Source organism: Butyrivibrio proteoclasticus B316 (assembly GCF_000145035.1).
Lineage (GTDB): Bacteria > Bacillota > Clostridia > Lachnospirales > Lachnospiraceae > Butyrivibrio > Butyrivibrio proteoclasticus.
In genome coordinates this window covers 181581-203903 of sequence record NC_014389.1, presented here as the reverse complement: position 1 = coordinate 203903, position 22323 = coordinate 181581, and the positions used below count along the sequence as shown (strand labels likewise).

18 protein-coding genes are annotated in these 22323 nt (G+C 39.5%); 16 read left to right on the top strand and 2 right to left on the bottom strand.

Annotated features, from left to right (window positions below; genetic code table 11):
- Nucleotides 1–7 precede the first annotated feature (7 nt).
- The 3 genes from BPR_RS17590 to BPR_RS20880 all read left to right on the top strand — a co-directional run bounded on the left by BPR_RS17590 (nucleotide 8) and on the right by BPR_RS20880 (nucleotide 4033).
- Entirely contained in the window at nucleotides 8–2443 is a 2436-nt protein-coding gene (locus BPR_RS17590; protein WP_013282853.1) for a VirB4-like conjugal transfer ATPase, CD1110 family, read from the top strand.
- 650 nt (nucleotides 2444–3093) lie between these two features.
- The gene (locus tag BPR_RS17585) at nucleotides 3094–3888 is read left to right on the top strand and encodes a hypothetical protein (RefSeq protein WP_042258551.1); all 795 of its coding nucleotides are present in this window, start codon (nucleotides 3094–3096) and stop codon (nucleotides 3886–3888) included.
- Nucleotides 3889–3895: 7 nt separating this feature from the next.
- Nucleotides 3896–4033, top strand: coding sequence for a hypothetical protein (locus BPR_RS20880; protein WP_154649896.1), 138 nt, complete (start codon nucleotides 3896–3898; stop codon nucleotides 4031–4033).
- Nucleotides 4034–4141: 108 nt separating this feature from the next.
- Here BPR_RS20880 and BPR_RS17580 read toward each other — a convergent pair whose 3' ends face one another.
- Nucleotides 4142–5674 (bottom strand): PHP domain-containing protein, encoded by a 1533-nt coding sequence (locus BPR_RS17580; RefSeq protein ID WP_013282851.1) that lies wholly within the window; start codon nucleotides 5672–5674, stop codon nucleotides 4142–4144.
- A gap of 126 nt (nucleotides 5675–5800) precedes the next feature.
- Here BPR_RS17580 and dnaE point away from each other — a divergent pair, with 126 nt between their 5' ends.
- The 4 genes from dnaE to BPR_RS17560 all read left to right on the top strand — a co-directional run bounded on the left by dnaE (nucleotide 5801) and on the right by BPR_RS17560 (nucleotide 10479).
- On the top strand, nucleotides 5801–8719 hold the full coding sequence (gene dnaE / locus BPR_RS17575) for a DNA polymerase III subunit alpha (protein ID WP_013282850.1): 2919 nt from the start codon (nucleotides 5801–5803) through the stop codon (nucleotides 8717–8719).
- Between the two features lie 187 nt (nucleotides 8720–8906).
- Nucleotides 8907–9197: a hypothetical protein gene (locus BPR_RS17570; protein WP_013282849.1), complete on the top strand. Its 291-nt coding sequence runs from the start codon at nucleotides 8907–8909 to the stop codon at nucleotides 9195–9197.
- Entirely contained in the window at nucleotides 9184–9480 is a 297-nt protein-coding gene (locus tag BPR_RS17565; protein ID WP_143754392.1) for a DUF4160 domain-containing protein, read from the top strand. Before BPR_RS17570 ends, BPR_RS17565 begins: the two co-directional genes overlap by 14 nt.
- 138 nt (nucleotides 9481–9618) lie before the next feature.
- Nucleotides 9619–10479, top strand: coding sequence for a single-stranded DNA-binding protein (locus tag BPR_RS17560; protein ID WP_013282847.1), 861 nt, complete (start codon nucleotides 9619–9621; stop codon nucleotides 10477–10479).
- A gap of 161 nt (nucleotides 10480–10640) precedes the next feature.
- On the opposite strand, the gene lepB is transcribed toward BPR_RS17560, so the two are convergent.
- Complete coding sequence (gene lepB / locus BPR_RS17555; RefSeq protein ID WP_207636502.1) at nucleotides 10641–11147, bottom strand: signal peptidase I; 507 nt, start codon at nucleotides 11145–11147, stop codon at nucleotides 10641–10643.
- Nucleotides 11148–11291: 144 nt separating this feature from the next.
- On the opposite strand from lepB, the gene BPR_RS17550 reads away from it, so the two are divergent.
- The 9 genes from BPR_RS17550 (at nucleotide 11292) to BPR_RS17510 (ending at nucleotide 22086) form a co-directional block, all read left to right on the top strand.
- Nucleotides 11292–12482 carry a transglutaminase domain-containing protein gene (locus tag BPR_RS17550; RefSeq protein ID WP_013282845.1) on the top strand — a complete coding sequence of 397 codons (1191 nt, stop codon included), beginning with the start codon at nucleotides 11292–11294 and terminating at the stop codon, nucleotides 12480–12482.
- A gap of 2 nt (nucleotides 12483–12484) precedes the next feature.
- Nucleotides 12485–12787, top strand: a complete 303-nt coding sequence (locus BPR_RS17545) for a hypothetical protein (protein WP_013282844.1) — start codon at nucleotides 12485–12487, stop codon at nucleotides 12785–12787.
- Nucleotides 12733–13233 (top strand): hypothetical protein, encoded by a 501-nt coding sequence (locus tag BPR_RS17540; RefSeq protein WP_042258544.1) that lies wholly within the window; start codon nucleotides 12733–12735, stop codon nucleotides 13231–13233. Before BPR_RS17545 ends, BPR_RS17540 begins: the two co-directional genes overlap by 55 nt.
- 4 nt (nucleotides 13234–13237) lie before the next feature.
- Nucleotides 13238–14386 (top strand): hypothetical protein, encoded by a 1149-nt coding sequence (locus tag BPR_RS17535; protein ID WP_013282842.1) that lies wholly within the window; start codon nucleotides 13238–13240, stop codon nucleotides 14384–14386.
- Nucleotides 14387–14604: 218 nt separating this feature from the next.
- Nucleotides 14605–15033: a hypothetical protein gene (locus tag BPR_RS17530; RefSeq protein ID WP_013282841.1), complete on the top strand. Its 429-nt coding sequence runs from the start codon at nucleotides 14605–14607 to the stop codon at nucleotides 15031–15033.
- 749 nt (nucleotides 15034–15782) lie between these two features.
- Nucleotides 15783–16691 (top strand): 3'-5' exonuclease, encoded by a 909-nt coding sequence (locus BPR_RS17525; protein WP_013282840.1) that lies wholly within the window; start codon nucleotides 15783–15785, stop codon nucleotides 16689–16691.
- An 11-nt stretch (nucleotides 16692–16702) separates the two neighbouring features.
- A complete protein-coding gene (locus tag BPR_RS17520; RefSeq protein ID WP_013282839.1) occupies nucleotides 16703–17878 on the top strand; it encodes a hypothetical protein in 1176 nt (391 codons plus the stop codon).
- 267 nt (nucleotides 17879–18145) lie between these two features.
- On the top strand, nucleotides 18146–20167 hold the full coding sequence (locus BPR_RS21040) for an autotransporter outer membrane beta-barrel domain-containing protein (protein WP_013282838.1): 2022 nt from the start codon (nucleotides 18146–18148) through the stop codon (nucleotides 20165–20167).
- A 155-nt stretch (nucleotides 20168–20322) separates the two neighbouring features.
- A complete protein-coding gene (locus tag BPR_RS17510) occupies nucleotides 20323–22086 on the top strand; it encodes a hypothetical protein (protein ID WP_013282837.1) in 1764 nt (587 codons plus the stop codon).
- Nucleotides 22087–22323: the final 237 nt, after the last annotated feature.

The window sequence follows — 22323 nt, the reverse complement described above, 5'->3', positions numbered from 1 at the left end:
AGACATTATGAATTTATTTGGCCAGAAAACAGAAAAAGCTAAAAGAATTCCCACAGATACATTCGAGACTATTCCTTACAGAGGAGTATACCAGAATGGTATCATTGAGGATTATGACGGAAGATACTCAAAGAGCTACAAGATTCCGGAGATCAATTATAATACCGAAGAAGAAGAAAAACAGGAGAACATTGTTCTTGACTATGAGAAGGTTGTTAATACAGCTGACGAGAAAATGATAGGCCAGCTTACGGTCATTAACCGTAATATCGATCCTAACGTCATCCGTAACAGCATCCTTATGAAGCCTCAGCAGGATGAGCTTAATGGTTACAGGGATGAGTTCAATGCATTCTTCCTCGATATCCTTTCATCCGGTCATAACAACATGATCAAGGAAAAGTACTGGACAATCTCTGTGGAAGCAGAGAATATCGTAGAAGCTACTGATAGTTTGAAGCGTGTAGACAGAAGAGTAACTAAGGCTCTTCGAAAGATCTGCAAGCAGGACATCACTCCTATGACTATCAAGGATAGACTTTCACTTATGTATGATATCTATAACAGCAAAGAACAGCTTCCTTTCGATAAGAAGGCTGCAAACTTCATTGAGACAAAAATGAAGGACAATAAGGAAGTTACAGACATCAACTTGAAGAAAGTTGCCGAGGCAGGACTTTTCAGTAAGCATCTTGTATCTCCTGACAGCTTTGATTTCTCAAACAAGAGATACTTTGTTGTTGGCGACGAGGTTTATGGAAGAACAATGTTTCTTGATAACATTCCTTCAACGCTTTCAACAGGTATCCTTGATGATCTTACAAATATCGCCTGCAACCTTATAGCAAGCGTAACATATGAACAGGTTTCACAAGCTGAAGCTACTCAGATGGTAAGGAGAAGACTTCAGGCTGCCAACAGTCAGATCAATAAACAGCAGATGGATGCTGCAAAGGAAGGTATCACAAACGCCGGAGCTGTTGCAACAGAACTTGAGAATGCAAGAGATGCAGCCAAAGAACTTATCCAGGACGTAGCAACAAGAGATCAGCACATTTTCATGTCAACGATCTTTATCACATTCTTTGCTTCTTCTGTTGAGGAACTTGATAAGCACTCTCGCGCCCTTAAGAGTATCGCTGCTGGACACCAGTGCCAGATGCGCTATATGAATGGCATGCAGGAGCTTGCATTTAACATGTCACTTCCTCTTGCAAAGAAGACACTTAAGATTGAGCGTCCTCTTACAACAGAAAGCGCAAGTGCGTTCCTGCCATTTACAGCTATGGATCTTAATCAGCCAAATGGTATCTGCTATGGTATCAATCCTGAAACTCAGAATATGATCCATTACGACAGAAAGAGCGGTTATAACTATAACGCTGCTTTATTTGGAATTTCCGGTTCCGGTAAGTCATTCCTTGTAAAGGAAGAGATTTTCCAGGTAGCTTTGAATTCCCAGGATCACATCATTGTTATTGACCCTCAGGGTGAGTACACACCTCTTATTGAGGCTCTTGGCGGAACTATTATCGAGCTTAGTTATGATAGTAGCACACACCTTAATCCTCTTGACCTTGACCTTCAGTATGCTGGCGATGGCGGTAACCCGCTCCCAACCAAGTGTGCTGAGATTGAGTCATTCATCGAAGTTATCACAGGCGGCGAGGGTACAATCGGACCTATCGAAAGAAGTATCATCAACAAGGTTGGAAGCCAGCTTTACGACGGATACTTTGCCCATATGGAAAAGATGAGACATAAGGGTATTGGATGTGACCGTTCTGCCAGCCCAACAATGAAGGATTTCTACTCAGACCTTGTAAAAGATCCAACACCACAGGCACAGATCCTTGCAAGGGCAATCGAGCGTTACTGCATCGGTGACAGCGCAATGTTCGCCCAGAGAACAAACGTTGATACAGAAGCTAGATTTATCTGCTACAACGTTGCTAAGCTTGACGGTATCATGAAAGAGCTTGGAATGCACGTATGTATGACAGATTCACTCAACCGTATGATAGAGAGAGGAAGAAGAGGACTCTGGACATATTTTTATGCTGATGAGTTCCACCTCTTTACTAAGACAAGAAGTGCTGCAGCAGCTACTAAGGTAATTTACAAGACAATCCGTAAGTTCCATGGACTTCCAATGGTAATCACTCAGAACGTAAGTGATATGCTTAAGAACGATGAGGCTGAAGCAATCCTTACAAACTGCTCGATGGTTATTATGATGAACCAGTCATCTACAGATAGGATCATCTTAAGCGAGATGTATAATATCGGAGATACTCTCCTTGAGAATGTAACAGACCAGTCATTTGGGCATGGACTTATCTATACCGGTACAGCCCTTGTTCCATTTGAAAATTCTTTCCCCGAGGATACGAAGAGCTTTGCTCTTATGGATTCAAGAGGGAAACAGGAGGAAATGACCTGATATATAAGATAGAAGCGCTCTTTTGGGGCGCTTCTATTATGCAGAAAAATAAATTCTCTTGTCTGACATGTTAAATAGTAAGTAGACGAAATCATGAACAGAATTTACAGGTTAAAAGGATGGTTTTATGGATGTTTTGGAATTTGCCAACAACAAAGGATTATAAAGTATCTGGCGAGAAAACCCCTCTCGACGAAGCCGGTGGTGGTAGTTCAATATGACCTGTATTGCAGCTTGCGGAGTCAGACAGACTTTAATTTGATTGATAAATACTATCATTACATTCTATGAACTACCACCACCGATATTATCGAAAATGGTTTCTACAATACCAAAGTGATATAGTAAGGCACGTCCACGGCGCCACTACTCCGTCGGGAAATCCCTTCGGTATACTTTAAGTGTTATATATGCGCTTTTGGCGCGTGGGAACTAACACCTTGTATATTTTACGTGCCATAGGTTCTTAGCTTATTAGATTCATGGCACAACTCCATATATACAGTTTTCAAGGTTCCGATATGCTATATATTTTAGCACAAACATGTGTTTGCGTAAAGGCGATTCATCCCACAACCGACTTCATCGGAAGGGGTTTTATCGCACGATATTTATAATATTGGTAATAATTCATCTATCGAGAGGCGTTTATGTGTAAATTAAAGAAAAGCATCGAAACTATTTTCAAAGGATTTGTTTTGGTGTTTACACCAACTTTATTGCGATTTGTATATGAGAACGGTTCTATATTTAATAATGCCCAGGTATCAACAACAATTTTAGATAATGTCTTTAATACTATGATAAATATAACGAGTACAATAGGAGGAAGTATGATTTTTCTAGGGGTAATGAGGATGGCTTTTACATTCATCTTAGATGTTCCAAAAGAACAAAATGTTAAAAAAGCCGAAACATATCTTCAGAGCATTGATACTTCTTTTGCTGTTAATGACAATGACTTAAGAAAACAATACTCCAACGAACTGGAAAAATTTAGAGCTGAACTTGATGAGTATAAAATCCGTCTGAGTAGTTATGCCAAAGAATATCATGACATCCCGATGGGGAAATCATTACAGGAATCTTTGGAAGTTCTTGAACTCATTAAAGAACATACAAGTCTTGAGGAGTGCCAAAGGGGTAATCTCTCTAAGCTAAACTCGCAATATCTTCCAGCTGTGATAGCACTTCTTGAACAATATAAAAACCTTTCAAGCTTTAAAAATACAACCATTAAAGTGAAAGCTGTTTTAAAAGAGCTTTCAGATACAGTGATTGCAAGCAAAACAGTATTTACAAATATTCTTGAAGAAGCTATTGCCGATGAAAAGCTAAATGCAGAAGTTGATTCCAAAATCTTTCTTAATACTGCTGTTCAAAATGGGTTATATGCAGATCGAAACACACTCGTCATGAGACAAACAGAAGACGAGGATAAATAATAATGAATTGAATGATGAGATAAAGGAGCACGCTGAGAAATATGAAGAAGCTTTGATAAAAATTGTAGGGATGCAGGGCAAAGTAGATATTGAAGATGACGAAAAAAAAACTACTTGGTCATATCTCAGAAGAAATTTGGAGTAAATGCAGAATTATTGAAAATACGCCGTCAGATGATTTTCATCCCATTTGTGATAAAAATGAGATTATTAAAGAAGCGCCAGGAAAATAAATTCCTGACGCTTTTACTTATTATGCTGTTTTTACATATTCGCTGCAATCACCAAACTCCTCAGCATCCGAAATAGGAAACTTCGGATAATGTTTACCAAATGTAAGTACGCAGTTACATGCATCTACAATAAGGTCTCTGTTGATCATTGCATTCATTGCATCATCTGATGAGATTTCCTTGCAGAGCCACTGATAAAGTTCTGCATCTGTTTTAAGATACATTTCTTCTTCCTCTGCAGAAGGATCCTGCCATCTTGAACCTTTGGTATCGAATCTTAATCCATTAACGATCTTTCTGGCCATTACTTTATCTCTTGTACTCATATGAGCATCGTTCGCAGCTACTAGAGGCATATCAAGCTCGTTTGCAAGTTTTGCAAGAACGTGCATATACTTTTTCTCGTTTGCTACTCCATGGAACTGCATTTCAATGAACCAGTTGCCTTTACCTGCAAGGTTTTCATAATAGAGCATTTCTTTTTTAAAGGCATCTTCTACATTATTGTCATCAACAATGCTTTCTGATGCTTCTTTAATTACTCTTTCATAATAACCTATGAGGGTGTCGCAAAGCTCATCCGCTGCGAGGGACTGAAGAGTAAAGTAATCAACATCGCTGTCATTTTTTGGCATAAGGTTCTTTACCTGGTTAGTGATCTCTGTGAGACCTTTCTGGACGTTCTTCTTCTGAGCCTTGATTCGCTTTACTTCAGCTGCAGCAAGCTCAGTCTCTTTCATTTCCTTTTCAAGAACTTTTAAAGCCTCTTCATCAGGATGTTTTTTAAGGGCCTGCTGCCTTTTGCCATACTTTTTGTTGGCAACAGCAGAAAGTTTTTCAATCTGTTCATCCAAAGATGAGATAAGTTTGTTCTGGTTATCAAGGCTGTCCCTTAAATAATTAAGAGATTTGAGCTTTCCATTAAAACCATCTACATTCTTTTTCTCATTCTCGCTCTCATACATGATTCCTGCAACAACACCGCCGATACAAGCGCTTGTAAGGATGATGTGATCATGGCCTTCTGTGCCAGGGCCCATATACTCTTCTAAGATCTTCTTAGAAATACAAGGATATTCGTTTTTACCTGCAACGATCTTACGGGTGTTTGACTTTGTGACCATAGAACAAAGTGTCTTATAGCCTTTTTCATCTTTTGCATAAGCAATAAGGTGAAGTCTTGTGTGCTTTTTCTTTGTTTTGTCTTCTACATCCTCGCAGACATAGAACTCAACTCCGATAATGCACTTGATCGGATCTGCATCCTTGTGCTCTGCGTTGTAAGTTTCACATGCTTTATATAAGGGTAATACTCCATACATATAAGCGTGATCCGTAACTGATACAGAACGTGCACCCATCTCGATTGCAGTCTTAAGATACTCATCTACAGTAAGGATACTGTCCTTTGCGCTTCCCATATCTGTATGTGTATGCAGAAATGTTTTTGCGAGGGGGTAGCTGACACCGTTTATTACGCCGCCGTTTTCCCAGAATCTCTTAAGCACTTCATTAGAAGCACCGTAATATCCGTCGATTACTGCCCTTTCCATATATAACTCCTTTCTTTATACAGACATTTAATTTTATGATTCTAGTATGTGTGATTTTAAAAAAAATAATATGCGCCATATTTTTTAATAGAAAAATTGATGTCAGAAAAGAAAGGAGAGAATAATATGAGAGAACCGATTGCAAATATCGTTCTGCCAGAAGATGTTTTAAAGAACCTGACAAAAGCAGATAAGCTTCTTATAAAGAATACTATCAAAGGAACAAATGAAAGATATAAGGATTTTCCAGAAGAAAAGCTTTCAAATGAGGAACTCCTTAGGAGAGTATCTTATGAGCTTGAAGTCATCATAACAATGGGATTTTCAGATTACTTCCTTGTTGTTGCAGACTTCTTGCAGGTAGGTCAGAAGATTGGCCATATGCCACTTGACAGGATTGAACATCTTAGGGCTCATATGACAGAGATGTCTATCGAGGAAATGATCTCTTATATAGAAGAAGATATGTCATACCCAGGATTTACGATCGGTATCGGTCGTGGATCAGGAGCTGGTTCAGTTGTTGCTTATGTGAATTACATTACAAATGTTGAGCCAACCCAGTACGACCTTCTCTTCGAGAGATTCCTTAACCCAGAAAGAGTCAGTATGCCGGATTTTGATAGCGATCTAAGTAAGGCAGAAGCCCCATACGGAGTACGTGATATCGTAATCGAGTATGTGGGCAAGAAGTATGGTTATGATGGTGTCTGTGGTATCTGCACGCCAAGTACCCTTGCTCCAAAGGCAGCGGTTATGAATACTGCAAATATCCTTGTGGACAGAGAGTTCCAGAAGAAAAAGGGCTTTAAGGAGGGGGATTACATTCCTAATTCCGAAAAGGATCCTGTGTGGGTAGAGATCAACAAGCATTATACTGATCTTTCAAAGGCAATCCGTGCGGATATCCCTGAAGATCCAGGAACAACATTTTCATCAGAGATGGAAGACGGCAGCACTCTCTACGAATCCCTTAAGATGAAATACGCTGGAAGCAAGGACGCTACAGAGATCATCGAGCTTGCAAATATGCTTGACGGAGTAAATGATAACTACGGAAAGCACGCAGCTGGTGTCATCATTGCTGACAATGGCAATGTAGGTGAGTATGGCGCGCTTATGTATGATGATGAGTCAAATGGCTGGAAGATCCAGATGAACGCTGTTGAATGCGAAGATACAGCCGGACTCCTTAAAATGGACTTCCTTGGGCTTAAGACTCTTAACATCATTACAATGGCCCTTCGTCTTATCTATGAGAACAGAGGTATCTACATCAACGTAGAAAACCTTCCTGATGATCCGGAAGTTTACAGCAAGATCTTTGCTACCGGAAATACTGTGGAAGTATTCCAGTTCTCATCAAACGGTATGAAGCAGATGCTTAAGAAATTCAAGCCTGATAAGTTTGATGACCTTACACTTCTTAATGCGACTTTCAGACCAGGCCCAATGAAATATATTGATCCTATTGCTGATAAAAAGCATGGCCGCCCTGTTGAAACATCAGCTTTTGACAAAGTGCCACAGATCCAGGAGCTTCTTGCTCCTACATACGGATATCCTGTATATCAGGAGCAGGTAATGAGAATATTCCAGATCATGGGACAGTATTCTATTGGCGGTGCCGATGAAATCCGTCGTGCCATGTCAAAAAAGAAACAGTACATCATTGCTGAGAACAGAGAAATCTTCGTTCACGGCGGCGAGATGGAAAACCATAGAACACACAAGTCAATTCACGTTGGCGGTGCTATGGAACTTGGAATTGCAGAAGATACAGCTTATGAAGTATTTGACGCTCTTTCGGATTTCGCTAAGTACGGCTTTAACAAGTCTCATTCACTTGCTTATGCAAAGACAGCTTATATGACAGCATGGCTTAAGCTCCATTATCCTATCGAATTCTACACAGCATGTCTGTGCATCGAAGAAAATAAGGAAATGGCAGCAATCCTTGCAGATGCTAAAGCCAATGGAGTAAAGATTGCTCCTGTCGATATCAATACTTCAAGAGCTGGATTTACATGCGATACAGAGCAGATTTATTTTGGATTTGCTGGAGTAAGTATGGAAAAGGCTACGCAGAACCTTACACATGACTATGTCAGTGTTGCGGATTTCATCTTAAGAGGTGGAATCAAGGGCTCAAAGCTTGAAGGACTCGTAAAGGTAGGAGCATTTGATAACTTTACTACTAGCAGAAAGGCACTCTTAGAAGTCCTTCCTGTATATGCAGAGCATATGGAGGCTATCAAAAAGGCACAGGCTAATGTGACTAAGTACACAAATATCCTTGCCGATATGGAAGCTGATCCAGAGGGTAAGACACTTTTAAAGAAATATGATAGAAAGTCATGGCCTAAGAAGGAAGAAGCTCAGACTCGTCTTGAAAATGCTAAGGAATCACTTGATTTCCACACAAAGGCTATTAAGGCTCAGGTCATTCCTATGCAGCAGTTTAAGGACACTATGTACGAAAGACTGCAGGCAGAAAAAGACCTCTGCGGTCTTTACCTTACAGGACATCCTGTTGATATGTACGGTACTCCAAAGGATAACGGCTGTATGGAGATCATTAACTCCACAGGCAACTGCCATATCATGGGACAGATCAGCAATCTTCGCATCTGCTCTACAAAGGCTGATGCATCAAAGAAGCTTGCATTCTTTGATATTGAAGATCAGACAGACAAGATTCATGTATGCTGCTTTACAGAAAGCTTTAATAATAACGGAAGCAAGCTTGCAAACGACATGGTCGTTAAGCTTTCCGGAACTGTAAAAGCAGATAAGCAGGATCCTGATACACTCCAGTTTATCTTAAACAAGGGTGATAAGTCTGTAATTCCTCTTGCTGTTGCAAAGAGTGAGTTTACCTTTAATATTAAGGATCTTACTCAGCTTAAGGAGCTTCAGGATAAGCTCTCAGACTTTGAGATGGCTGGCGGACATCCTGCATACATATATGATATGTCTACAGGCGACCGTATGAAGCTTGATATCTGCCTTATGGATGAAGCAGAAAACATCAGAGTAGCATAACTTATTAGTATCCCCGGCAATATGTCGGGGATATTTTATAAAATATGCAATAATCAACTGTATTTGTTATAATGAATAAAGAAAGCATAAATAGATGTTCGCCCGAACAGTAAGCAAATGATTATCAAGTAGGGCGAGGTTTCCTCCCCGATTTGATATATATATTATTAGAGAAAGGAGAAAACCGATGTCAAAGGAGTTGTATATGGAACATAATCCCCTCCTATCATTTGAGGATGGACTTGAAATTACTTATTCAGACTTAAAAAAGCACGCCAATGGCACTGCTTTTATTACAATCTATTTTGAAAGACCAAATGATAAAGGTTTTTTTGATTCAGCACAGATTGATTTCCCAGGTTCTAACTTTTCTGAGGTGAAGGGTTTTACTGAGGAAGACTTAAAAGAATTCAGGGAATACGTAGACCGCAGTGGACATACGGCATTTGAGTTTTCAAAGGAAAATGAATATGCCTAGTTTTCCAAATTTATTGGGTTTTAAAATATTCATCTGGTCAAATGAAGGTTGTCCATTAGAGCCTGCACATATACATGTAACAGATAACATTCCGTCAAAGAATGCTACAAAGTTCTGGATTTTAAGCAACGGAAAAGTAGAGCTTGCTTCTAATGGCTCACACCTATCAGAAAAAGATTTATCGAGGCTTAAAAGAGCGTTGGAAGATTATACTGATGTATATGTTGCAAAATGGGAAGCGTATCATAACGTAAAGGCTACGTTCCATGATAAAATGAATTGATAAAAGCATATAAAGCTGCCATCCATTTGTGAGGCAGCTTTTTGTGTGCAGAAAAACGCACGCATATAAGCTTTAAATTATAAAATATCCATAATCTTATACGTATGTTTTGTTTTTAAAAGGAAGGAATTTAAAACAATGATAAGGCAAAATGATGTAAGATTATATGGCTTCGTTTCCAGCAAGCCTCAGATTACATGCACTAACGAATCCGGCGAATTTGTTAGAGGAATCTGTACTCTTGCTGTTATAAGAAGCGTAAGATACAGCGGCAACCAGACAGCTGATTCCGACCGTATCATGTATGACCATCCGGTCATTTTATCAACTGATCCTGAGATCATTGCACAGATGGCAAAACTCAAGATGTATGACATTGTCGAGATCAAAGGAACACTTGTAACTAGAAAGATCAAAAAAATCACTTATTGTCAGGGCGACTGCGGATGCGGTGCAAGAAATAACGTAGATGGTAACATCAGCTTTGTTATGCCTCTTGTACTCAAGAAAAGAAACATTGGCGGCGAACCTTACACAAAGAATCAGGCAGAGCAGGAGCTTATTGAAAACAGAGAGTTCTCCAACTCAATCGTTATTCTTGGAAACCTCTGTCAGGATGTAAGATACTTCCACGAGAAGAATATTCAGACATCAACATTCCAGATTGCAACAGACAGAAAGTATGTTGTCGAAGCTGACAGTGCTGATGTAACAGCTGATTATCCTTTGGTAAGAAGCTATGGAAAGCAGGCAAAAAATGACAGCCTCTGTCTTACAACAGGCTCTCTTATCCTTATTGATGGATATATCCATACAAGACATGCTCCCAGAAAGACTTTATGTGAGAGCTGTGGTGTTGAGTATGAGTGGGAAGATTCAATTACAGAGATCATTCCATTTGTAGAAGAGTATCTCGCAAACTACACTGCACTGGCTGTTGCAAAAGAGCAGGAAGAAGCTGCCAAACTTGCACAGGCTGATGCACTTCTGAACTCATGATGATTCATAGTTTTAATACATTTTTATATCCTCTATTTTAGTAAGGGTCGCGCCTTTGTAGGGCACGGCCCTTATTTTTGTTTAAATGACAAAATTTACTTTTAAATAAAAGAAAACAGCCTGGTCAATTTGGCCAGGCTGCAAGTCGTATAGATGCTATGTCAAAGAATTTCTTCTTCAAATGTAGTTGCTTTTGTCTTTGCATGATAGATAGTAAATCTATATTTGCTTGTAACATAAGAAACTGGCACATACGGTTCATTCCAGTATCTTGAATCATATGATGCAAGTCTGTTATCGCCAAGGACAAAAATTTCGTCCTCAGGTACGGCAAAGATTGTATTGTCACCACCGTAAGTAATCCCTACATTTTCAAGATATGGCTCATCAATCTTTTCACCATTAACATATACGTACATGTCTTTGATGACAATCATATCGCCGGGGATTCCGATCACTCTTTTTACCCAGTGCTCCCCGTCATGATTAAATCCTATGATGTCGCCTCTATTTGGCTTGTAACCAAAACGTACTTTGGTGAAAATAGCGTAGTCTCCGGTCATAAGTGTTGGCTCCATGGAACCAGAAACTACATGGTCAACCTCGAATATAAAAAGAATAAGAAAAACCATAATGAGAAAGGCAACATTGCCTTTTAAGTAACCCATAATAGTTTTAATAAGCTGTCTACATAATTTAGTGAAGCGTTGCATTACTAATATTTTCTCCTATATTGATTGCTTTCAAATCTTTATAGATTGTAGCACAGCATGCAGATGAATTATTTTTCTGCACAGGAGTTTTGGAGATTTATGTATAAAAAATATCAAAAAGCTGTAAGCGTATCACTTGTTGCAAGTATGCTGACTTTGTCTGCGTGTAGCACACAGGGTGTGATAGATGGAATAGACGTAATGCTTGGCAAAAAGGAAGTAGTGAGCCAGACAAATGAACAAGCTCTGACGCCTGTAGTAGTGCAAGATGCCAGTCAGACGCTTACGATCAATGAGAACTTCTCACATGGAGGGTATTACTATGACAAACTCTCGGATGTGCAGAAAAGCATTTATATAGCTCTTTATGATACCTTTGTGTCATATGGGAAAGAATGTCACCTTGGTGATAATGATGCTGAGCAGATAGCCATAGTATATAAGAGTATTGTTTTTGATCATCCAGAGATTTTTTATATTGATGGATTCCAGCTTGAGTATTTTAAAAGTGAAATCCCTTATTACATATTCAAGCCAAATTACACAAAGACGCCCGACGAAATAGAGCTGACAAAAGATAAGATAGATGTATATGTAAATACTGCGCTATGTGCGATAAATAATAATGGCGACGAATATGCTATCTTGCAGCAGATTTATGAGTATATCATAACAACCACAAGGTATGATATGTCGGCTCCGGATCTGTCAAGCATTGTATCTGTCATGTGCAATGGCAGGGCAGTGTGCGAAGGATATGCAAAGACCACCATGTATTTACTTCAACAGTATGGTATTCAGTGTACAGTAGTTCCTGGTTATATCAGAAAAAACGGAACAGCCCATCTTTGGAATGCTGCCAAGATCAACGGCCAGTGGTACTACATTGACACTACATGGGGCGACGAAGATTTTGAAAATGACAGGAATGCTCCAGAAGTTAGGTATGATTATCTGTGTGTTTCTGAAGAATACCTGGCAGGAAGCCATCAGATAGATGCGTTCGTTGATATGCCCAAGTGTGTATCCATGGATGACAATTATTATAAGAAATCAGGAAAGATGGTTACATCTGAAACAGATACGAACCTTGCAAAACTATTGAAGCATCTTGAAACTGACAAAACTGCAAGTTTTGCCTGTTCGGATGCAGGAACCTATCAGAAGGTGATTGATAAACTTATAAATAGAAAAGGTATATTTGCTTATCTTAATAATAAAAGAGTAAACCTTAAATATGTCGTTAACTCTCATGTCTACTCGATCACATTTTGGATCAAAGAGGAATAGGAATGGAAAAGATAAACATTGTAAGTGGAATAACAGGCTCTGCTCCTGCATTTATATTTGCGTTTATTTTCCTGGCAATCGTTATATATCTTGCTGTACTCACATCTTTTGAACATAAAGAATACAGGAAGATGAAGCATGCTAAAAAGCTTATTGAAGAAGGGCATGAGCGCGCCAAAAAGGGTAATAAAAATGATGGATTTTACCAGGAAACAAAGCGTTTAAAAACAAAGAAAGAAGAGGATATGCAATGGGAAAAGGAATTGAAAGACCAGGCGGCCAAAGATTTAGAGCTGCTAAAGTAATTGCATCCGTTCTTACATGTATGTGCCTTGCAGGATGCGGGCAGAGCGTTTTGGCTGGTACGGCAGTCGTAGCTGAAAACGATCCGGTTGTTGCGCAGTCTAGTGGCGATGTCAGCTGGTATGATGGGATAGAGATGCGTACGGCAAGAGTCAATATAGGACCGGTAATGCCTGTTGAGAACTTAGAGCAGATAAACACAGAGAAAGTTCCTCTTACTGATGTAAGCCAGATAAGATGTTTCCAGATAAGTTCTTTGGATAACATCAAAGGGCTCTATGATATGCAGGTTTATGACAAAAATCATGACCTTATAAGACATGTTGGAACGGTATATGACGGATGCGTGTATGAACTTGGGAATGGCTGGTATGGATTTGTTATCCCAAATAGTTATAACGAAGAAATCAGTTTGCGTATAGGCACAACATATTTTAATCTGAGGTGATAAGATGACTAAGGAATATTACTGGGGCCTGCTTGATCAGGTTACACAGATCGAAAATGAAGAGTATGCTCATAAGTCCATCGTGCATACAGAAGCAAATAATTTAAAAGCCATGGCATTTGCCGGACTTATACGATTCGGAGAGCATTTCCAGATAGAATCAAACCAGGCAGAAATAGAGAGGATCAAGGCTGAATCAAAGAAAGGACTTTTTGCTTCAGATACCCCGATTCCTGAGCTGCGCGAAGTCCTAAGAATAAAGAAAATGGATAACACAGTTTATGTTATCGAAACAGAACTTCTGCAAAAATGCATGAAGAGCGATTATAACAAACTTGTACTTCACGAAACAGAAAAAGAAACAGCAATGGCTCCAGAAGAAGTCATCAGTATGCCTACTATTACCAAGGAAGAGCAGGAACTTCCTGTTAATGATACTCCGGTGATGGAATCTGTAGAGGAGATTACAGCAGAGAAATCCGAGGATGGAAGAAGCGAATCTTATATCCCTACTCTTAATGGCGATTTTAAATATGACACAGATCCTCATTATTTGAAATCACTTAAGTCTTTCTGTTTCAATCACACAAGAATGATCCTCGAATTAGGAAAGGATAAGAAAGCGGTTGTTGATTTTAATATATTCCCGCTTGTTTTTGTTGAGGACGCTCCTATTACAGACATCATGGTGGTGGCTGTTTCCGGAAGAACAATAAGAGCTGGTATTTCAAGGGGTGTATCTGCAAGTGTTGAGATAAAGTTTGACGAGATGTCATTTATTGCAAGGGGCTCCTGGAAAGATGGCAAATTTGTAACTCAGGTTAACTGCCTTGATAATCTTTACGCTGACAAGTTTAAGGTTAAGACTACTCCATATATGCCTGAGACGCGTACACGTATGACATATATGCAGGAAGATATCTTTGGAAAGTTCTATAATTTCTTCCCGGCAGCAGTTGGTCTTAATGCCGACAATGGATTTGCAATGTGCGCAGCTGTTATCGTTGAGAACGGTAACCTAAGCGTTGCTGTATCTAATGAAGAAAATGTATTTACTGTGATTGATCCGGATGGAATTCCGCAGCAGATATCACTTTATTGGAGCGGTGGGGCAGAACCTGTACTTCACCTGGAACTCGAAGAGATGGATTGAAAGTAGAGTTTGGATTCGATGTATCTATAAACGAAAGATTACTCGCCGATAGTGGCATTAAGCTTCCTTCACATGCGTAAAGCTAAAGTATCAATAAAGGCTACCCGCGGGTAGCTTTTTGTTTGTAAAAATATTTCCGTGCAGAAGAAAATAATTTGTGCAGAAAAATATTTGATCAAATTCTCCTGGTATAATTTTAATAAATCAGGAGGATACTTATGTTATTAAACACGCAGCCAATAAAGGCATTTTCAAATCTTTATAATCAGGAATTATCATTTGATTCAATTTTAAAGCAGGATGAAGAAGGCAGACCATATCATGCTATCTTACATAACTCTCTTAAAGAATATATGCTTAGCCTTGCTAAAAATCTTGCTAATGACCAAAAATCTCCACCAGTAATTATTGATTATAAGCCCATTGAAACTTCAATGTCTCATTCAGTAGTAGACTGCACTATAAAGATGGGTAACTATCAGATCACTGAAACAGGAGAAGCTACAATCGCAACACTTAATTCATCAGTTGCAAAAAACTTTCCTTATCTTGAAGCTCAGACAAGAGCATATGACAGAGCAGTGATTTCATTCCTGCAACTTCAGGTTGATGGTAAGAGAGTATATAGCGATAGAGAAAGCGCATGAACTACCATCACCGATGACATCAGAAATGGTTTCTACAATACCCTGCGGTATAGTAAGGCACGTTCACAGTGCCGCTACTCCGTCGGGAAAATCCCTTCGGCATACTTGAAAATGTTATTTGATGCGCTTATGGCGCGTGGGAACTAACACCTTGTATATTTTACGCACCACAGGTTCTTGGTTTGTTAGATTCGTGGCACAACCTCATATATACAGTTTTCAAGGTTCCGAATGACTTATTCTAACACGAACAACTGTTTGTGTAAAGGCGATTCATCTCACAATCGATTTCATCGGAAAGGGTTTTCTCGTGCGTTATTTATAATCAGTTTAGAATATCCGCCCTTCGCCGAGTGCATTGGGCGGAAATTTTCATATAATTTTTATTTATCTGCACCATTTTAGGTCATAGGCTCAACAGCCCGGCAAGATCCGATACCTGGGAGACCACATTTACTAGTCTGTAAATGCGGCAAACCCGCTTGAATAGCGGTACCGAATATGATCTAAGTGGTGCTATTTTCTTTCTTTAAATTTTCTTTTAATTTCACCTATTTTAATTGTTATTTAATAGCATTTACGTGCAGAATGCGATATCGTGCATATAACGGTAGATGTAAATATCCCATATATGCGGGATAAGACCATATTCCTTTAAAATATGCAGAAATATTGTGAATTTATCTTTTCTTATATTAACCAAAATATAATCAGAACGTTAAAATGTCAGTTTAAGAAAGGAGAGATAAATGAACACAGATAAACGCGGCCGAACGTGGTATCCGATATACGGCTATTCCACACTTCAAGGGTTCGCGAATGTTCTGCGTAACAACAAGGTGCCGATCATAATATATGATACAGAGACCACCGGAACTGGCAAAAAAGCATATATCGTTCAGATAAGTGCTCTAAAGCTTTCCCCTGGAAATCCCTATTATATAGTCGACACACTAGACCAATATATCAGGCCACCAATCCCAATGCCGGCGGCAGCAAGTGCCGTTAATCATATTACTGATGAGTTTTTAGAAGATAAGCCCTCGGAAGAGATTGCGCTTAGTTGGATCCAGAACTTTTTCGGAGATCCCAATGATTCAGTAATTGCCGGGTACAATCACATCTCTTTTGATAATAAGATGATGAACAATATGTACCAGAGGGCAGCAGGTCTTACATTTGACCCTAAGTGGAATGTAGACGCGCTTGTTATGGCAAGGTGCCTTGTGGACCGAAATGAAATCACCGACGGAAGATTTACTCTTGCGTCAATAGCCGAAACATACGGGATTAAAACAGATGAAGATCAGCAGTTGCACAATGCGATGACTGATATTCAGGTGACGATGAAAGTCATGTGGGCTTTGATTAACGATTATGTCGACTCCGGTTTGGAACAGGTGTATTTAAGTCAAAGCACAAAACCGATTATCCAGATACTCGGAGCACCAAAAAGACAGACTTATTCAAAATTATCTGATTATGTGTATTTTGATGTTATATGCTGTGGCGAGACGGGACAGATAAGATATGAGGTTTATGACAAAAGGTTTGTAGAGGTTACGCAGACATCGATACTCGAAAAAGGAAATATGGAACAGTTTATCGTTGATGCGCAGGCCATGGTGGGCGGCGACATCAACCGCTTTAAAGGTTAAAGGAGAATAAAATGAATAAGCAGGAGATAATGCAAAGGATTGCAGAGTTTGAAGCAAACCGAAGTTATGAGAGATTTAACTTTATGGCTCTTACATTCTTGTATTATATTGGCCAACAGCCAGAAGACGGATATGCTTACTTTAAAGCTGTCCGAGTCTGCGAAGCCGATGAATATGAGCTTAATGACAAGCCATGTGAAACCGTAAAGAAAGATCTTGATGAACTTCCTTATGAGCTTCTTGAAAGACTGGAATATGAACCAGAAACTGAGGTTGAGGCAAAAAGATATAATAATATCCACAAGATCGTTCTTTTATTTGACGAAGGAACAGAGAAAGAGAGATATGTAATTCTCAATCAGGATACATATCTCCATACCTCTCATGCTGTCTTTGATCGTAAATGGGGACAGCTTAATTCACTTCAGAGCCTTCGTCATATCTGCAAAGAACTTTTAGATAGTGATGAACGTAAAGGAGCAGACTGTGACGAGACTAAAGAGCTCGAAGAGACTCTTCAGTATTACGGCACATTTATTAGAGGCTGTACTCTCATAAAACATGATGGGTATTCTGAAATCCTGTCATTTAGAACAGGTAATGCAGTGGTACGCCCATTCTCAGAGGTTGCAGAAAATTTCCTTAAGACAACAGGAGCTGAAGAAGGCGAACTTTACCTCACAAACAAAGAATGTCAGATAAGAGTTCTTCTTCCTATTGAAGGCTTTTGCGGAAATAAGCCTATCCTCATTCTTAATTACAGTGATACGGGATATGTAAAGGACTCCATTGGATATGGATATTGCGTTGGTGCACACTATTTTCAGGTTGGAACATTTGATTTTGAAAAAGATTACAATTACAGCGAAGTAAAAGAACTTGCGCTTGCCGCTTTGGAAAAGAATATTGCTGAGTGCCGTGAGAACGCAGATGTACCTCTTACAACCAACCCAGTACTTCAGGCGTCAAACATTATTGTTTCCGCACGTAGAAAGGCTGGTCTTAAGGACAGCTTCCCAGGTAATAAGATACTGGATAAGCTTTATGAGACCGTTGGTGAGGAAAAATACGAGACAGAACTTGATCTGAAACTTGCAATTTTAAATCATATCTACTCAACAAAGCTCGCGCCTACAAATAAGGCTCTTTTAGAGAAGAAAGGCGCAAATGCTATTTTGAATGCATAAGAAAAATAAAAACACTCTTGTTATATTACAAGGGTGTTTTTTTTCATTGGAAGGGGTTTTCTCGCACGATATTTATAATAATATTTCCGCCTACTTTTGAGCTTTGGATTAATCCAAGGCTCTTTTTTATGTATCAAATATTCTTCTGCGGAAAAATAATAATACATAATAATTTTATTAAAATATTGCAAATATTATTTCCTAATTTTTCCATACTAAAAAGATAATAAAAATTGGTATTGTAATTTTTAGGAGGTAAAACGAACAATGAACCCTTTTCGTAAATATCGTAGAGCTTTATCTGCGGCATTAACGACTCTAATGATGGCAACAATAAGCATCGATGTTGTTGCTGCAGATGGCATTAGATCAACCGGTGTATTTAATGGAACCGACAGTGCAGAAAATACTGTCATCATCGATGCAGATGATATCAGACAGAACTATGCAGCGATCCTTCAGATAAAGAAACAGCTTGCCGGTCTTTCCGGAAAGTCACTTGAGTGGTCTGATGATATGGCTACATATGTAGTCGTTACATATAAGAAAGATGAGAACGGTGATATAGTTACAGATGAGGAAGGTAACCCAGAGCCAGAGTCTATCGAACCTATAGGAGCACTAGGCACAGCTGATCCTACTATGGTAGTTGAAAACAGGTCATTCTCATCTCTGTATGCTAAGACAATCTATAATGGTTCTTCCACAAAGAAAGCTCCCGGGGTACAGCAGAACGGTACTCTTGTAGATGTGCTCCATAATGGATGGACCACTAATCAGCTTAATGGCCAATATTATTACACATTAAATGACACACTTAAGACTGGCGGCTCAACCAGAGAAAAACAGTCTGAATCTCAAGCTCCCGATGAGACAACAGCGGACCTTAGCAGCAGAACAAACATACTTGCACTTGATGATTATAACCCAACTACAACCAGCGCAAGTTTTGGAACACAGACAGAGACATCCGAGTATTCCTCTAATGCCGGAAAACTCACAGAGACAAAGTCATCGCTTGTTCTTGGCGCTAATGATTCCGTTACTTTACCTGCTGGATATTACAACAAACAGGTAACAATCTCTAACGGTGTCATTAACAGAACGCGTAATGACAAGGTTACTGTAAGTGGTCTTGTTGGTTCGAAGGGAGAGGCTGCTGCTAACGGGAACATAACAAAGACTTTTGCTGATGGAGATTATGATATCTCCGCACTTGATAATGTAAATTCATATCTATATCTTGGAGCTAAGTCTGCTGTTACATTCCCGGCTGGTTATTACTCAAAGCCGATCACAGTTGAGAATTCAGTAACAGATAGAAGTAACACTGTTCTTAAAGTTGAGGCTAATTATGATGCGGCATCAATGAGTACCTCTGATAAGTCAAAAGAGGGCACCGCTAAAAAAGGACAGTATTCAACAGCGACAAATGGCTCAAATCCAAGCGTTAACTCCAATGGCAAGGCTGTTCTTGGTATCAACGAAACAATTACTCTTCCTGCGGGTTATTACGAGAATCCTTTGACGGTGAGTAATGGCGTAGTAAATAGGGGAAGCGTCACAAAGGCGCTAAATGCAGGAAAATCCCAAACGCTTGCTGCAGGTTACTACTCTGGTGTTACAATCTCTGCTAACAGTCTTGCATCACAGACAGCGGCGACATCTACTGCCGGAGATATCCTTAGCGGTAAAACAGCTTGGGTAAATGGACTTTTGGTAACGGGAAACATGCCAAATCATGGCGCCCCTAGTACAGTTCTTACAAGCCGCAACAAAACAGTAAACTTTCCAGCCGGATATTACGATGCATTCACCGTATCAACAGATTATACTTCTATCCCTGGAACAATTGAGTATCATCATCATGTACATAGCCTTACATCATCTACAGAGGAAGTTATAAATGATAGTCTTGCTCAAAACTCTGTTTCCGGACAGTATGCAGATAATTATCAGGCAGCTAATTCGGGCGGTTGTTTTACTAAGCTACAATACACTGGCCATCAGCATACTTCTAGCTGTCAATTAAGAAGAGGAGAAATTAAAATAGATTGGGGCGAATCCGGCTCTGGCGATGGGTGGTTTCGTTATGTTTGGAAATGTTCTAAGTGCGGTGAGTTTATGGATTGTTGGACGCAGAGTTCAGGAAGTGACTGGACGGGCAAGTGGCATACTTGTGGGGGATATGACTGCGGTAATTCTCCGAAAAATATAAATCCTGTATATGTTCGTACTTGTGATAGAGAAAACGGCGAACTTACAAAAGTAGAGATTATATATGATTAAATAGAAGAACAATAAAAAGTGCTGCTTGGAATATCCTGAGGGGCACTTTTATTTTAATAGCCTTTTAAGATGTAAATATTTTTTTTTGAATTTATCCATATTAGAAAAGACAATAAAAAATTATATTGGATTTATCTATGGAGGTAATACGAGAAATGAACCCTTTACGTAAATACCGTAGAGTTTTATCTGCGGCATTAACGACTCTAATGATGGCAACAACAAGCATCGAGGCTGTCGCTGCAGATGGCGTTAGATCAACCGGTGTATTTAATGGAACCGACAGTGCAGAAAATACTGTCATCATCGATGCAGATGATATTAGACAGAACTATGCAGCGATCCTTCAGATCCAGAAACAGCTTGCCGGTCTTTCTGGAAAGTCACTTGAGTGGTCTGATGATATGGCTACATATGTAGTCGTTACATATAAGAAAGATGAGAACGGTGATGTAGTTACAGATGAGGAAGGTAACCCAGAGCCAGAGTCTATCGAACCTATTGGAGCACTGGGCACAGCTGATCCTACTATGGTAGTTGAAAACAGGTCATTCTCATCTCTGTATGCTAAGACAATCTATAATGGTTCTTCCACAAAGAAAGCTCCCGGTGTACAACAGAACGGTACTCTTGTAGATGTGCTCCATAATGGATGGTCAAGCAATCAGCTTTCAGGACAGGCTTACTATACAGAAAACGACACCCTTAAGACAGGAAATTCAACCAGAGAAAAACAGTCTGAATCTCAGGCTCCCGATCAGACAACAGCGGACCTTAGCGGCAGAACAAGTACGCTCACACTTGATGATTATAACCCAACTACAACCAGCGCAAGCTTTGGAACACAGACAGAGACATCCGAGTATTCCTCTAATGCTGGAAAGCTCACAGAGACAAAATCATCGCTTGTTCTTGGCGCTAATGATTCCGTTACTTTACCTGCTGGTTATTACAACAAACAGGTAACAATCTCTAACGGTGTCATTAACAGAACACGTAATGACAAGGTTACTGTAAGTGGTCTTGTTGGTTCGAAGGGAGAGGCTGCCGCTAACGGAAACATAACAAAGACTTTTGCTGATGGAGATTATGATATCTCCGTACTTGATAATGTAAATTCATATCTGTATCTTGGAGCTAAGTCTGCTGTTACATTCCCGGCAGGTTATTATTCAAAGCCAATAACAGTTGAGAATTCAGTAACAGATAGAAGTAACACTGTTCTTAAAGTTGAGGCTAATTACGATGCAGCCTCAATGAGTACCTCTGATAAGTCAAAAGAGGGCACTGCTAAAAAAGGACAGTATTCAACAGCGACAAATGGCTCAAATCCAAGTGTTAACTCCAATGGCAAGATAGTGCTTGGCATTAATGAATCCATTACACTTCCTGCTGGTTATTATGAGAATCCTATAACTGTAAGTAATGGCGTAGTAAATAAAGGTTCTATTGAGACAGTCCTTACAAAAAACAAATCCACAATAGACCTCGAAGCAGGATATTATTCGAAAGCTAAAATTGCGACCAATGTGCCCGATATTCCTGCAAAAATAGAATATAATATGGGGCATGTACATACAGGAAGCTCTTCCAGAGGAGGAGGATGCTACGGAAGGTCCGAAACAAAAGCCTGCGGTGGTTCCGGCGCTATTACTGGAGAAGATTGGGGAGGCTATTATTTCGATACAGATGGGGATGGCCAGCTTGATCAGAACCATTTCTGGGTTGGTAGTTGTACTAGCTGTGGAAATAGACTTTATGGAGATTATTTAGGACAGGTTGTTAGATGTGATAATACAGTTACTGTGTGGCACATCAATTGCGGAAAATCAGAGGGGCAGATTGTAAGAACGACTCAGGATCTTTCGACCAAGACAGCCAATGAAAAGATTGTATCTGCATTTATTACATACGAATGAACTACCATGACCGATGACATCGGAAATGGTTTCTACAATACCAAAGTGATATAGTAAGGCACGTTCACGGCGCCACTACTCCGTCGGAAAATCCCTTCGGTATACTTTCAGTGTTATATATGCGCTTTTGGCGCTTGGGAACTAAACACCTTGTATATTTTACGTGCCATAGGTTCTTAGCTTATTAGATTCATGGCACAACTCCATATATACAGTTTTCAAGGTTCCGATATGCTA